Genomic DNA, 14015 nt, shown 5'->3' on the forward strand with positions numbered 1-14015 from the left:
CCCTGAAGGCGGCTTTTCGTTCGGCGTTCGTAGCAGAGATCGTCAGACGCCGCTCAGGCCGTCCGACCCGATATAGGCGATCCTCAGCATGTTCGTCGAACCCGGCGTGCCGAGCGGAACGCCGGCGGAGATGATAACCCGGTCGCCCGGCTTGCCGAAGCCTTCCTGCACGACGATCCGGCAGGCGCGGTTGACCATGTCGTCGAGGTCGGTCGGCTCTTCCGAGACGACGCAGTGCAGGCCCCATACGACCGAGAGACGGCGTGCCGTCTGGATGACCGGAGAGAGCGCGATGATCGGCACCTCGGGACGCTCGCGCGAGGCACGCAGGCCGGTGGTGCCGGACGACGTGTAGCAGACGATAGCCGAAAGCTTCAGCGTCTCGGCGATCTGGCGGGCGGCGAGCGAGATGGCGTCCGCCCCCGTCGCTTCCGGCTGGGCACGCTGGGCATAGATGATGCCCGGATAGTGCGGTTCGCGCTCCACGGTGAAGGCGATCGACGCCATGGTCGAGACGGCTTCCACCGGATACTGGCCGGACGCCGATTCGGCCGACAGCATGATCGCGTCCGCACCTTCGAAAACGGCGGTCGCGACATCGGAGACTTCCGCACGGGTCGGAACCGGGGCGGAGATCATCGATTCCAGCATCTGGGTCGCGACGACGACCGGCTTGCCGGCCTTGCGGCAGGCGCGGATCAGCTGCTTCTGCAGGCCCGGAACCGCTTCGAGCGGCATTTCGACACCGAGGTCGCCGCGGGCCACCATCAGCGCGTCGGAGAGCTCGATGATCTCGTCGATGCGCTCGATCGCCTGCGGCTTCTCGATCTTGGACATGAGGCCGACGCGGCCGCGTGCCACCTTGCGGACATCCGCGAGATCTTCCGGACGCTGAATGAAGGAGAGCGCGACCCAATCGACCTCACCGGTCGCGAGCACCGCATCGAGGTCGGAGCGGTCCTTGTCCGTCAGGGCGCCGACGCCGAGCAGCGTGTCGGGCAGGCTCACGCCCTTGCGGTCGGAGATCTTGGTGCCGGAGACGACCGTCGTGACGATGCTCTTGCCGTCGCATTTTTCCGCACGCAGGTGCAGCTTGCCGTCGTCGATCAAGAGCCGGTGGCCGGGCTTCACCGCTTCCAGGATTTCCGGATGCGGCAGGTAGACCCGGGTGTTGTCGCCGGGCTCGTCGCGGTTGTCGAGCGTGAAGGTCTGGCCCGGAACGAGCTCGACGGTGGTCGCCGCGAACTTGCCGACGCGAAGCTTCGGCCCCTGCAGGTCGGCGAGGATGCCGATCGGCCGGCCGCAGGCCGCCTCGACGCTGCGGATCCGCGCAATCAGGGTGCGCATCACATCATGGCTCGCATGACTCATGTTGATGCGGAAGAGATCTGCACCCGCCTCGTGCAGCTTTCGGATCATGGATTCTTCGGAGGATGCAGGTCCGAGGGTGGCGAGGATCTTGACCTTGCGGTTACGCTTCATCAATTCTGGCTTTCTTGCGTGCCGGGCGTATCGGAAAGCTGGACCATCCAGCTGCCCTGGCGGCCGGTGTCATATTCCTTGAAGCCCATCTGCTGATAGCCGCGTGCATAGCAATCCTGTACGCCGACGATCTTGAACTCGTTCTCGGCGACGCACATTTTGATGTCGCCGGCCCAGCGGCCGCCGCGTGCAGCGTCTTCAGCATAGAGATAATAATAACGTGATTTGAGCTCGCCCTCGATCAGGGTCGCGCACGTCGCGGCCGGCACTTGCCACCAGCCCTCCGTGACCCACCCTTCCGCGGCGCGATATCCGATGGCGACGCCGACCAGGTTCTGTGTACCGTTGCAAACCCTGAATTCGGCATGTGCTGCACCAGCCGTCACCAGGGGAGCAAGGAAGGCTCCGGCAATGATCAGGCACTTCGTGTTGCGCACGCTTCCGCGAGCGCTCTTGGTCGAATTTCGCTTCGGCACGATTTCCGATCGAACTCCATTTTGGTGCATCGGTTGCTTTCTTGCGATGATGAGGCGGGAATGTCAACTTAAGTCTAATCGATTAAATTTCAGACCTGAAGCATCGACCGCGATCTTGGCACAAACGTGACGTATGGGAAAGCTTGCGCTCCGCTTTCCCCCATGTCATCAAACCGCAAAGCCAAACGGGCACCCCCTCATCCATGCAAGACTTCTCCGCATTCGAAATCATACCCGGCCACTATGACAATGGCATGGTGCTGCTGGCCGACCATGCGATGAACCGCCTTCCCGACGAGTACGGCCGGCTCGGACTGCCCGAGGAAGCCTTCCACCGTCACATCGCCTACGACATCGGGATCGAAGGCCTGACGCGCCGGCTTGCAGACCGGCTCGGCGTGCCGGCGGTGCTCGGCTGCTTTTCGCGCCTGCTGATCGATCCCAACCGGGGCGAGGACGACCCCACACTGATCATGAAGATCTCTGACGGAGCGGTCATACCCGGCAACCATCCGATCACGGCGGAGGAATGGCAGAACCGCATAGAGCGATTCCACCGGCCGTATCACCGCGCGGTCTCCGAGACGATCGAGGCCGTCGCCGCGGGCTCGGGCAAGGCACCGCTCGTGCTCTCGCTGCACTCCTTCACGCCGGCCTGGAAGGGCGTTCCCCGCCCCTGGCATGCCGCGGTCCTGTGGGATACCGACGACCGTGTCGTGCACCCGCTCCTCGACGGCCTGTGCGCCTCCGGCGACCTGGTAATCGGCGACAACGAGCCCTATGACGGCGCCCTCAAGGGCGACACGATGTATCGCCACTGCATGACGAAGGGCATACCCCACGCGTTGCTCGAGGTGCGGCAGGACCTGATCGGAAGCGAATCGGGCATGGACGCCTGGGCCGACCGGCTGGCACCGATCTTCGCCGCGCTCAACGCCGATCCGGCGCTGCATGCCTACCGGCGCTTCGCCTCGCGCACCGGCGCCTACGAGACCTGAGGAGGAGGAAAACCGTGACGGATATGACACCCGAACAGCAGAGAGATTTCGAAGCCGCAGCCTTCCGCCGGCTGGTCGCCCATCTGAACAAGCGTACCGATGTGCAGAACATCGACCTCATGAACTTTGCGGGCTTCTGCCGCAACTGTCTCGCCAACTGGTATCACGACGCCGCCCGCGAGGCGGGTGCCGACCTCTCCAAGGACGAGGCCCGCGAACACGTCTACGGCATGCCCTACGAGGAGTGGAAAGCGCTTCACCAGAGCGAGGCGAGCGAGGAACAGAAGGCGGCGTTCGAGCGCAACAGGCCGAAGGAATGAGGGCACAGCCGTCGAACCGGTCTTGACGCGGGCCGCGCTTCGCGGCAGGTCAGCACCCATCCGAATTCGTTTCCAGAGATACAGGAGAACTTCATGTCTGATGCCCACGGCGTCGCCCGCGACCAGCTTCGCGCCTTTGTCGAAAGGATCGAGCGGCTGGAAGAAGAAAAGAAGACCATCGCCGACGACATCAAGGATGTCTACGGCGAAGCCAAGGGCATGGGCTTCGACACCAAGATCCTGAAGAAGGTCATTGCGTTGCGCAAGAAGGACGAACAGGAACGGATGGAAGAGGACCTGATCCTCGACACCTACCTGCATGCACTCGGCATGATCGAAAGCCCGCCGGACGAGCAGTAAAAGTGCGGACGTAAAGCAGCGTCACCGACGAAGAACGAGAAAGCCCGCCGGCGATGCCGGCGGGCTTTCTCTTTGGGTCACGTTCCTGCTGAAAGCCCCGAATCCCGTCAGCGGGTTACCGGGCCGAAGCGGCCGGAATCGACCGGCTGGGCATCACCCTTGAAGCCGACGGGGTAGATCTTCGCCGGCTCGGCGCTGAGCGCGCGGCTGACGACCCGCGGCGCCTTGACCGGCTTCGCAACAGTCTCGAACTTGTTCTGGCTGATCGCCCACTGTGACAGCATGGTCTGGGTGAGCGCCGTACCGCCGCTCAGGGCGACGCGTGCAGCCTCGGCGTCGGCGCGGCTCGGGCGTCCGCCCTTGGCCGGCAGGCCCGCCTCGATACCGGACTTCGCGGATTTCGCAGCGTCCGGAGCATCGAAGACATCACCGAAGTCGACGCTGTGGGCCGAAGGCTCAGGCTGCGGATGAAGGGCAGCAACCTCGACCGGCGCTTCCATCGCCTGCGCAGCGGCCGCATCGGCCTGGCGGCTTTCCTCGAGCGCCGCGGCGGCTTCGGGCGACAGGATCGCCTGCTCGATCTCGTCCGCTTCCGCCTCTTCCTGGCCATCGGCCTGCGCAAGCAGGGCCTCTGCGACAGCCGGACGGCCGATCGGAACGGGAACGGCAAAATCTGCGGCTTCCGCGCCGACCTGGGCGGGATCGACCGACGCCGTCATGATCTCGCCTTCGGCGTCGCCCTTCATGCCGCGCGGGCCGAGCAGGGTCGGGACGGGGATCTTGTAGGTCTGGAGATCGGCGAAAGTCTCGTTGCCTTGCGGCGTTGCGGAGGCAACCTGCGACAGTGCCTCCTCCGCCGGATTGCGGGCCGGAGAGTAAAGGGCCACGGCCAGACTGGTGTCGCCGACCTGCGGCCTGAGCGACGGACGCGACAGCGGCACCGGCGCATTGTCGACCATCGTCGGCGCTGCCGCGGCGGGCGCGGCTTCGACGGCAGGCGGAGCGGCGGTTTCCACGCCCGGAGGCGGTGCTGCCGAGGCCATCATGACCGGCGGCGAATTCGTCAGCACGGGCTGCTGCCGCGTGGCCGGACGTTCGCTGGGCACGACGATATCTTCTTCCTCGTCCTCGTCGCCGGTTCCGAACAGGAAGGCGAGAAGGTTCTTGCGCTTGCTCGGCGCCTTGTTGTCGGCGACGACGATATCGTTGGAATTCAGACGCTGCTTGTATTCGGCCATCGCCTGCTGGTAGCCGGGCAGCGGCCTGCCATCGCTCGGAATGTGCAGCGTCTTGCCGTTCGGGAAGAGCCGGACGAGTTCGTTGCGCGACATGCGCGGCCAGGAGCGAACGCCGGCGACATCCATGTGGACGAAGGGAGAACCGGAGTTCGGGTAATAGCCGACGCCGCCCGCCTGCATCTTCATGCCGACCTCGCGCAACGTCTTCAGCGAGACACCGGGAATGTAGAAGTCCATCGCCGTGCCGCGCATGTGCTGGCTTTCCTTGGCGACACCCTTGGAGCGCCTGCGCAGCATCGAGTTCGTCTCGGGCGAGCGATAGCCGGACACGACGTTGATGTAGCCGCTCGCGCCCGCCTGTTGATAGACCTGCCAGACGAGATCGAAGAGACGCGGGTTCATCTTCGTCGGCTCGTTGCGGCGCCAGTCGCGGAGAATGTAGTTGAGCTGCTTCAGGCCGCTCGCATCGTAGCGGCCGTTGCGCTTGAAGGTGATGGACGCCTTTTCGCCCGTATGGACGAAATGAATCTTCAACGTGCGGGTCTCCGCCGCGGCCTCGGAGGCCGAACCGGCGAATGCGGCAAGCGAAAGAGCAATGAACAAGAGGGTCAGGAAGAGATGCCTGACGGCAGAAATCGCGTTTGCAGCGTTTCCGTTACGCCCGGCAAAGCCGCAAGGCGCGATCGTTGCATCCGTAATCGGCAATTCAATCCCCGTCCGAAAGACTGCGTCCCACATTATCCAGATGAATGCCAAATGCGGTAACACCATGGCAAAACTGCCACAGATTTGCACTCAATGCATATATAGTGAACGCTTGTCTAACAAGTGATTTACTGCTGGTAACGGAATATATTTACCCGAGCGTTAACGGAGCTGCCTTGACCTTGCTCAAGCCGCGTGCTTTTGCGGGTCGTCCGGATCGATTCCGTAGTCCTTGAGCTTGCGGTAAAGGGTCGAACGCCCGATTCCGAGCTTCCGCGCCACCTGGCTCATCTGTCCACGGTAGAATTTGAGCGCGAAACGAATCAGTTCCTCCTCGACCTCCGCAAGCTTGCGGACATTGCCGCTTTCGTCCGTACTGACGATCACATTCGCGCTCGCTGCCACATTTGCCGGCGCAGCGGCCGGGGCCCGCCCTGATTCGGCTATGAACGGGGCGCCTGCGACCGTGCTCACCTGCTCTGCTGCAGGAGACGACGGGGCGCCAGGCAGGGCGGTCGCGAAGGGTCCGGCGCGGCCTGGAAGCTGTGCCGCCACTTGCGGGAAATCCCGCTCGGTCAGTTCATTGCCTTCCGCAAGAATAACGGCGCGGAAAACGGCATTTTCGAGCTGGCGGACATTGCCCGGCCAATCATAGGCCGTCAGCAGTGCAAGCGCGCCCGAGCCGAGGCTCAAAGGCCGCTGGAGACGCTGCTCGGCGGAAAACCGTTCGGCGAAGGCGCGCGCCAGGTGGACGATGTCCTCCTTCCGGCGACGCAGTGCCGGCACGGTGATCGGGAAGACACTGAGGCGGTAGTAGAGGTCCTCGCGGAAACGGCTCGCCTTGACCTCCTCGATGAGGTCCTTGCTGGTCGAGGCGATGATCCTGACGTCGACCTTGTGGGGACTGCGGCCACCGGCGGCAACGATCTCTCCCTTCTGCACCGCCTCCAGAAGCTTTGCCTGGGCGTGCAGCGGCAGATCGCCGATCTCTTCGAGAAACAGGGTGCCGCCGTCGGCTTCCTTGAACTTTCCGAGGTGACCTTCGTCCGTTCCGTCCTGGTCGTTTCGCCCGAAGAGGACGGCTTCGATGGTCGCGTGCGGTATCGCCGCACAATTGACGGCGATGAACGGCCGGCCGGACCTTTCGCTTGCGGAATGGATGGCGCGGGCGAGCATCTCCTTGCCGACGCCTGCCTCACCCTCGACCATGATCGGGAGATGCGACTGGACCGCACGACGCCCGAGCTCCAGCACGCGCGCCATGCCCGCACTCGCCGCAATGATGTCACTGAAGGCGACCGAGGCGGAACGACCCCGCTTCAACGGACGACCGGAGGGATCGTTTTCATGCAGTTTCAGGGCGTTGGACACGGCAGTGGCTATCCGTTCGAGCGAGGTCGGCTTGACCACGAAGTCGAATGCACCGGCGCGCATCGCCTCGACGGCCAGATCCGTGCCGCTTTCGGCTGTCTGGACGATGACGGGCACATCGGCCCGCAGGCGATCGAGAAAGGACAGCACCGAGAGGCCGTTGCCTTCCCCCGACTTGAGATCGAGCAGCACAGCGTCGATCTCGCCGCGCATTTTCCTGAGCAATTCGAGGCCCGCCTGATCGTTCTCGGCCACATGCACGGCATGGCCGCGGCTTTCGATCACGGCCTTCAGCGAGCGACGCTCCTGCGGGTCGTCGTCAATAACGAGAATGTGTGCTGTCACTTTTCGAGCTCCCCGGAATCATTCCGACGCATCATGCGTTTGTGAACCTTCGAGCCCCGAGGCTGCCGGACAGGCCTGAAAATCCGGTTTTAAAAAACTCTCGCATTTTAGCGAATCGCGTTTTTGCACAGTCCGCCTCCTCCCGAAGGAGATCGGGTGAATGCCGCCGCAGGCAACTTTCCGTCGCGATGCACGGTTTTCATCGGTCGTCGACTGCTCTAAACCTGACCGCCAATTGCCTTTGAAACGGAAGGACTGCCCCATGCGCTCATCCCGGACCCCTGCCATCGCGCTCGCCACCGAAGCCGCCGCGGCCGCCGAAAGCGCCCCGGCTCTCGGGTCGCTGCCGGTCTGGAAGCTCGAGGATCTCTATGCCTCGCCGACCGCCGCGGAATTCACCCGCGATCTCGAAAGGGCGGAGAAGGACACGCTGGCCTTCGAGGCGAAATGGAAGGGCAAGCTTTCGGACGCGGCCGCTACCACCGGCGATGCGGGGATCGGTGCGGCGCTTGGCGAATACGAGGCGCTCGACGACCTGCTCGGCAGGCTCGCCTCCTATGCCGGTCTCACTTACTACTCGGACATGACGAACACCGCGAACGGCAAGTTCTTCGGCGACGTGCAGGCGAAGCTGACCGACCTTTCCGCGCATCTCCTGTTCTTCACGCTCGAACTCAACCGGGTCGACGATGCCGTCATGAACGCCTGCATGGACCGCGATCCGGCCGCCGGACACTACCGTCCGTGGATCGTCGACCTGCGCAAGGACAAGCCCTTCCAGCTCGAGGACCGGATCGAACAGCTCTTCCTCGAGAAGTCGATGACCGGGGCCGGCGCCTTCAACCGGCTCTTCGACGAGACGCTCGCAAGCCTCCGCTTCGCCATCGACGGAGAGGCGCTCCCGCTCGAAGCAACGCTGAACCTGCTGCAGGAGGCCGACCCGGAACGCCGCAGGGCAGCGGCACTCGCGCTCTCGGCAACCTTCAAGGAGAACATCCGCATCTTCGTTCTGGTGACGAACACGCTCGCCAAGGACAAGGAGATTTCCGACCGCTGGCGCGGGTTCGAGGACATCGCCGACAGCCGCCATCTTTCGAACCGCGTCGAGCGTGAAGTGGTCGATGCGCTCGCAAGCGCGGTCAAGGCCGCCTACCCCCGGCTCTCGCACCGCTACTACGCCATGAAGGCGAAGTGGCTCGGCATGGAAAAACTCAACTTCTGGGACCGCAACGCGCCGCTTCCCGAAAGCCCCGACCACATCATCCCGTGGGACGAGGCGAAGGAGACCGTGCTGTCCGCCTATGGCCGCTTCGCGCCGGAGATGGCGGCAATCGCCGGGCGTTTCTTCGACGGTGGGTGGATTGATGCGCCGGCACGTCCCGGCAAGGCGCCCGGCGCCTTCGCCCATCCGACGGTGCCCTCCGCCCACCCCTATGTTTTGGTCAACTACCTCGGCAAGCCGCGGGACGTCATGACGCTCGCCCACGAGCTCGGCCACGGCGTCCACCAGGTGCTGGCCGGCGCGCAGGGCGCGCTGATGTGCCAGACGCCGCTGACGCTCGCCGAGACCGCCTCCGTCTTCGGAGAAATGCTGACCTTCCGCGCGCTTCTCGACCAGACGAAGGACCGGCGTGAGCGCAAGGCGATGCTGGCCCAGAAGGTCGAGGACATGATCAACACGGTCGTCCGCCAGATCGCCTTCTACGAGTTCGAACGCAAGGTGCACACGGCCCGCAAGGAAGGCGAACTGACGGCCGAGACGATCGGCGAACTCTGGCTGTCGGTGCAGGCGGAAAGCCTCGGACCTGCGATCGGCATCTCGGAAGGCTACGAGACCTGGTGGGCTTATATCCCCCACTTCATCCATTCGCCCTTCTACGTCTATGCCTACGCCTTCGGCGATTGCCTGGTGAATTCGCTCTACGCGGTCTACCGGCAGGCGGAGGCGGGCTTCCAGGACAAGTATTTCGAGCTCCTGAAGGCCGGCGGCACCAAGCACCATTCCGAACTCCTGAAGCCTTTCGGCCTTGACGCCACGGACCCGTCCTTCTGGGCCAAGGGCCTGTCGATGATCGAAAGCCTCATCGATGAACTGGAAGCGCTCGACGAGACTCCATGACGACGCCCGCCGCATCGCCGGCGGATGCCGGCCGCTACGTTCTCTTCCGCGACGACACGCGCGGCGAATGCAAGGTTTTTGCCTCGCCGTCGGAGATCATCGTCGCCTACGAGGCCGACGGCTTCTTCCCGGCGCTCGCGCGCCTCGATGAGGCCCACCGGGCCGGCAAGTGGCTCGCCGGCTTCTTCTCCTACGAGGCCGGCTATCTCTTCGAGAAGAAGCTCGCGCCGCTCGCCGCCGAGAATCGCGAAACGCCGCTCGTCTGCTTCGGCGTCTTCGACGCACCGGCCGGAGACGACCATCCGCTCGCAACACCGCGGCAGCGCAAGGAGAACGCGCCCTTCATCACCGAACCGCGCGCGGCCTGGGATTTTCCGGCCTATCAACGCCGCTTCGACCGGCTGCACCGGCATCTGCGCGAGGGCGACTGCTACCAGGCGAACCTGACCATGCCGATCCATGCCCGCTGGGACGGCGACCCGCTCGCCGCCTTCTGGTCGCTGATCGAGCGCCAGCCGGTGCGCTACGGCGCCCTCGTCGATCTGGCGGGACCGGTCATCCTCTCCCGCTCACCGGAACTCTTCTTCGCCGTCGACAAGGACGGCTTCATCGAGACCCATCCGATGAAGGGCACGGCCGCCCGCGGGCAGACGCCCGCCGAGGACCGTGAGATCATCGCAGGTATGCTCGCCGACGAGAAGACACAGGCCGAGAACCGGATGATCGTCGATCTGCTGCGCAACGACATCTCCCGCATCAGCGAGGTCGGAACGCTCTCGGTGCCGAAGCTCTTCGAAATCGAGACCTATCCGACGCTGCACCAGATGGTAAGCCATGTGCGCGCGAAGCTCTCGCCCGGTATCACCATCGCCGACATTTTCGCCGCGCTCTTCCCCTGCGGTTCGATCACCGGCGCCCCGAAGATGCGCGCGATGGAAATCCTGCACGACCTGGAAGTCGGGCCGCGCGACGTCTATTGCGGCGCGATCGGCTATATCGACCCGGAGGGCCCGATGCGTTTTTCGGTTGCCATCCGCACGCTTTCGCTTTTCAAGAACGGAGAGGCCGTCTTCAATGTCGGCGGCGGCATCGTCTTCGATTCGAACGCCGGGGCGGAATACGAGGAATGCCTGCTGAAGGCGCGGTTTGCGGTAGGAGACCAATGGATTTCTCGCTGATCGAAACGATGCGTTGGCAGCCGGGAGAGGGTTTTCTCCGGCTGGAGCAGCACCTGCGGCGGCTCGCGCGCTCCGCCGACGCGCTCGGGTTTCGCCAGCCGCAGAACGTCGAGGCCAAACTCAAGGCGCTGAAGACCGCCGACGCGCCGCTGCGCGTCCGGCTCACCATGAATTTCCGCGGACAGGTCGAGGTGACCGGGACGCCCTTCGAGCCGCAGGCACCCGACACCGTGTGGAAGGTGCGCATCGCCAGGACCCGGATGGATTCCGAGGATGCCCTCTTCCGCCACAAGACCACGCGACGGGAGCCCTACGAAGCCGCGAGAGCCGAGTTCACGCCCGAAGAGGCCGACGAGGTTCTCCTGCTCAACGAGCGGGGCGAGGTCTGCGAAGGCACGATCACCAATGTCTTCGTTGAGGATCTCGGCGGGCAGTTCATCACGCCGCCACTGTCGAGCGGGCTGCTGCCCGGCATCCTGAGGGCGGAACTGATCCGTGAGCGCAAGGCCCGCAGCTCGATCGTGCGCCCGCAGGATCTCAAGGACCAGCCGTTCTTCGTCGGTAATTCCCTGCGTGGCCTGATCCGGGCCGAACTCATCGAAAGCGACACCTGAATGCTGATACTCTCCCTCACCTACAAGAAGAGCCTCGAAGAAGCGGACCGCTTCATGGACCAGCATCTCGCCTGGCTCCGGCAAGGCTACGAACGCGGTTGGTTTCTCGCCTCCGGACGCAAGGTGCCGCGAACGGGCGGCGTCATTCTTGCTGCTGGCGACCGCGCCGAGATCGAGGCCTTTGCCGTGACTGACCCCTTCGTGGTGAACGGCATCGCCGATTGCGAGGTCACCGAAACCCTGCTGACGACGGTGGCACCCGGCTTCGAAAGCCTGAAGTCCTGAGGAGAGGCGGCCATGGACGTGACCACGACGACACCTGCCAGGCCGCCCCGCACCCCTTACGACGGCTCATCGGCACCCTTCACCATCGGCTTGCGCCCGCTCGAACTCCGCCGCTGGCTCGAGCCGGACGAGGAACTCGCCGGCGAGCTTGCCGAGAAGCGACGTCTCTTCGGCCTCTATGGCGACGACATCTTCATGGAGGCGCCGGACAGCCGGCCGGGTCAACAGGAATGCCTCGACCTCCTCTCCGACTACCTTCAACGTGAGCAGGCACATCTCTATCGTCGCTCCGGTAATGTCATGCACATGGCCGGCCATTCAACCGACCTTTCCGACGCGGCGATGCCGCCGCTCCTGCGGGCGGGGTTCATGGTCCAGGATGACCTCGTCCTGATGCGCCGGCGCGAGAACGGCTGGCAGATCGCCGCCGCCCATCTTTCGTTCCCCTCCTCGTGGTCGCTCAAGGAGAAGTTCGCCCGCCCGATGGAAGAGGTCCACGCCGCCGTCCCCGGCTTCCAGGCCGGCACGCGCAATGCCACGCTCGTCAACCGTATCTTCGACAGTCTCCATCCGGACCAGCCGGCCGAGCGGTTCAACTGGTCGATCAACTGGCGCCACGCCCTTTTCCATCCGCAGACGGCGAAGCTTCCCGTCGAACCGTCGTCGGCCTCGGTCGCGGCGGACAGGGCGATCGTCAGGGTCGAGCGTCAGACCTTGCGCAAGCTGCCGGTCTCCGGCGACATCGTCTTCACGATCCGCATCTATCTCGATCCCATCCACGCCTTCGCCGTCCACCCGGCCGGTGCCGAGCTCGCCGCAAAGCTGGCCGGACAGCTGGAAGCGCTGACGGAGGCACAGGTGAATTACAAGGGGCTCGCCGAAAAGCGCAACGAACTCGTCTCCTGCCTGCGGAGCGGTCTCTTCGCCGGAAATCCGGGCGACGAAGGCGCCGCCTGAGGCCCCCTTTATTGTGTCAGGAATTTATGATCTAGAGCGTTCCGAGAACCGGAAAGGCCGTTGCAGCGACGTTGTGCACAGGCCCGCGCGGTGGGCTGCGCATCTGAAGGAGAGTGGAATGAGCAAACAAGATTATCCGGTTCATGCAGAGATCACCGGCCCGATCGTGATGATCGGCTTCGGCTCCATCGGCCGCGGCACGTTGCCGCTGATCGAGCGGCATTTCAAGTTCGACAAGAGCCGGATGGTCGTCATCGACCCGCGCAACGACGAAGCCCCCCTGCTTGCCGAGCACGGCATCCGCCACATCCAGGCGCACGTCACCAAGGACAACTACAAGACCCTGCTGACGCCGCTGCTGACCGACGGTTCCGGCCAGGGCTTCTGTGTCAACCTTTCCGTCGACACCGGCTCGCTCGACCTCATGAAGCTCTGCCGCAAGCTCGGCGTCCTCTATATCGACACCGTCGTCGAGCCCTGGCTCGGCTTCTATTTCGACGAGAGCCTCGGCAATGCCGACCGCACCAACTATGCGCTGCGCGAGACCGTCCGCCAGGAAAAGAAGAAGAATCCGGGCGGCACGACGGCCGTCTCCACCTGCGGCGCCAATCCGGGCATGGTCTCCTGGTTCGTCAAGCAGGCGCTGATCAACCTCGCCAACGAGATCGGCCTCAAGTTCGACGAGCCGGACCAGGACGACCGCGAAGGCTGGGCCCGCCTGATGAAGAAAGTCGGCGTCAAGGGCGTCCACATCGCCGAACGCGACACCCAGCGCACCAAGCATCCGAAACCGCTCGACGTCTTCTGGAACACCTGGTCGGTCGAGGGCTTCATCTCGGAAGGCCTGCAGCCGGCCGAGCTCGGCTGGGGCACCCATGAAAAGTGGATGCCGAAGAACGCCAAGAAGCACAAGAAGGGCTGCAAGGCGGCGATCTACCTCGAACAGCCGGGCGCCAACACCCGCGTGCGGAGCTGGTGCCCCACGCCGGGGGCGCAATACGGCTTCCTGGTCACGCACAACGAGTCGATCTCGATCGCCGACTATTTCACGGTGCGCGACAAGGACGGCGAAGTGACCTTCCGCCCGACCTGCCATTACGCCTATCACCCCGCCAATGACGCGGTGCTTTCGCTCCACGAGATGTTCGGCAACGGCGGCAATCCGCAGCCGGTGCTGCACGTGCTCGACGAGGACGAACTGGTCGACGGCATCGACGAACTCGGCGTGCTGCTCTACGGCCACGAGAAGAACGCCTACTGGTACGGTTCGCGCCTCTCGGTCGAAGAGACCCGCCGCATCGCCCCCTACCAGAACGCCACCGGCCTGCAGGTAACTTCCGCCGTTCTCGCCGGCATGGTCTGGGCGCTCGAAAATCCGGAAGCCGGCATCGTCGAGGCCGACGAGATGGACTACAAGCGCTGCCTGGAAGTCCAGTCGCCGTATCTCGGGCCGGTCGAGGGACACTATACAGACTGGACGCCGCTTACCAACCGTTCGAGCCTCTTCCCGGAAGACCTCGACGCCAAGGACCCGTGGCAGTTCCGGAACATCCTCGTTCGCTGATCG

General features: G+C 64.2%; 12 protein-coding genes and 1 pseudogene. 9 read left to right on the forward strand and 4 right to left on the reverse strand.

Going from position 1 to position 14015, the window contains the following annotated elements; all coding sequences use genetic code 11:
• Window positions 1-42: 42 nt before the first annotated feature.
• Together pyk and DFR48_RS16070 are read right to left on the reverse strand one after the other, a co-directional pair.
• The gene (gene pyk, locus DFR48_RS16065; RefSeq protein WP_114364226.1) at window positions 43-1482 is read right to left on the reverse strand and encodes a pyruvate kinase; all 1440 of its coding nucleotides are present in this window, start codon (window positions 1480-1482) and stop codon (window positions 43-45) included.
• Window positions 1482-1865: pseudogene (locus DFR48_RS16070) on the reverse strand (DUF1036 domain-containing protein); the annotation flags it as partial. The gene pyk and the pseudogene DFR48_RS16070, both read right to left, overlap by 1 nt.
• Window positions 1866-2161: 296 nt before the next feature.
• On the opposite strand from DFR48_RS16070, the gene DFR48_RS16075 reads away from it, so the two are divergent.
• From DFR48_RS16075 to DFR48_RS16085, 3 genes are all read left to right on the forward strand, one after another.
• The gene (locus DFR48_RS16075) at window positions 2162-2956 is read left to right on the forward strand and encodes an N-formylglutamate amidohydrolase (protein ID WP_114364227.1); all 795 of its coding nucleotides are present in this window, start codon (window positions 2162-2164) and stop codon (window positions 2954-2956) included.
• Window positions 2957-2979: 23 nt separating this feature from the next.
• Window positions 2980-3276, forward strand: a complete 297-nt coding sequence (locus DFR48_RS16080) for a DUF1244 domain-containing protein (RefSeq protein WP_114364228.1) — start codon at window positions 2980-2982, stop codon at window positions 3274-3276.
• A gap of 93 nt (window positions 3277-3369) precedes the next feature.
• Window positions 3370-3636 carry a DUF2312 domain-containing protein gene (locus DFR48_RS16085; RefSeq protein WP_114364229.1) on the forward strand — a complete coding sequence of 89 codons (267 nt, stop codon included), beginning with the start codon at window positions 3370-3372 and terminating at the stop codon, window positions 3634-3636.
• Between the two features lie 107 nt (window positions 3637-3743).
• On the opposite strand, the gene mepK is transcribed toward DFR48_RS16085, so the two are convergent.
• Together mepK and DFR48_RS16095 are read right to left on the reverse strand one after the other, a co-directional pair.
• Window positions 3744-5579: a peptidoglycan L,D-endopeptidase MepK gene (gene mepK, locus DFR48_RS16090; RefSeq protein WP_245415634.1), complete on the reverse strand. Its 1836-nt coding sequence runs from the start codon at window positions 5577-5579 to the stop codon at window positions 3744-3746.
• Window positions 5580-5765: 186 nt separating this feature from the next.
• A complete protein-coding gene (locus DFR48_RS16095) occupies window positions 5766-7295 on the reverse strand; it encodes a sigma-54-dependent transcriptional regulator (protein ID WP_114364231.1) in 1530 nt (509 codons plus the stop codon).
• A 262-nt stretch (window positions 7296-7557) separates the two neighbouring features.
• Between DFR48_RS16095 and DFR48_RS16100 the strand changes: the two genes are divergently transcribed.
• The 6 genes from DFR48_RS16100 to DFR48_RS16125 all read left to right on the forward strand — a co-directional run bounded on the left by DFR48_RS16100 (window position 7558) and on the right by DFR48_RS16125 (window position 14012).
• Window positions 7558-9414: a M3 family oligoendopeptidase gene (locus tag DFR48_RS16100; protein ID WP_114364232.1), complete on the forward strand. Its 1857-nt coding sequence runs from the start codon at window positions 7558-7560 to the stop codon at window positions 9412-9414.
• Window positions 9411-10592, forward strand: coding sequence for an aminodeoxychorismate synthase component I (locus tag DFR48_RS16105; protein ID WP_114364233.1), 1182 nt, complete (start codon window positions 9411-9413; stop codon window positions 10590-10592). Before DFR48_RS16100 ends, DFR48_RS16105 begins: the two co-directional genes overlap by 4 nt.
• On the forward strand, window positions 10577-11206 hold the full coding sequence (locus DFR48_RS16110) for an aminotransferase class IV family protein (RefSeq protein WP_114364234.1): 630 nt from the start codon (window positions 10577-10579) through the stop codon (window positions 11204-11206). The genes DFR48_RS16105 and DFR48_RS16110 overlap by 16 nt, the downstream gene beginning before the upstream one ends.
• Window positions 11207-11491 (forward strand): YciI family protein, encoded by a 285-nt coding sequence (locus DFR48_RS16115; RefSeq protein WP_114364235.1) that lies wholly within the window; start codon window positions 11207-11209, stop codon window positions 11489-11491.
• 12 nt (window positions 11492-11503) lie between these two features.
• Complete coding sequence (locus DFR48_RS16120) at window positions 11504-12448, forward strand: heme-dependent oxidative N-demethylase family protein (RefSeq protein WP_114364236.1); 945 nt, start codon at window positions 11504-11506, stop codon at window positions 12446-12448.
• Window positions 12449-12566: 118 nt separating this feature from the next.
• Window positions 12567-14012: a homospermidine synthase gene (locus DFR48_RS16125; RefSeq protein ID WP_114364237.1), complete on the forward strand. Its 1446-nt coding sequence runs from the start codon at window positions 12567-12569 to the stop codon at window positions 14010-14012.
• Window positions 14013-14015: the final 3 nt, after the last annotated feature.

The organism is Ciceribacter lividus (assembly GCF_003337715.1).
Taxonomy (GTDB): Bacteria; Pseudomonadota; Alphaproteobacteria; order Rhizobiales; family Rhizobiaceae; genus Allorhizobium; species Allorhizobium lividum.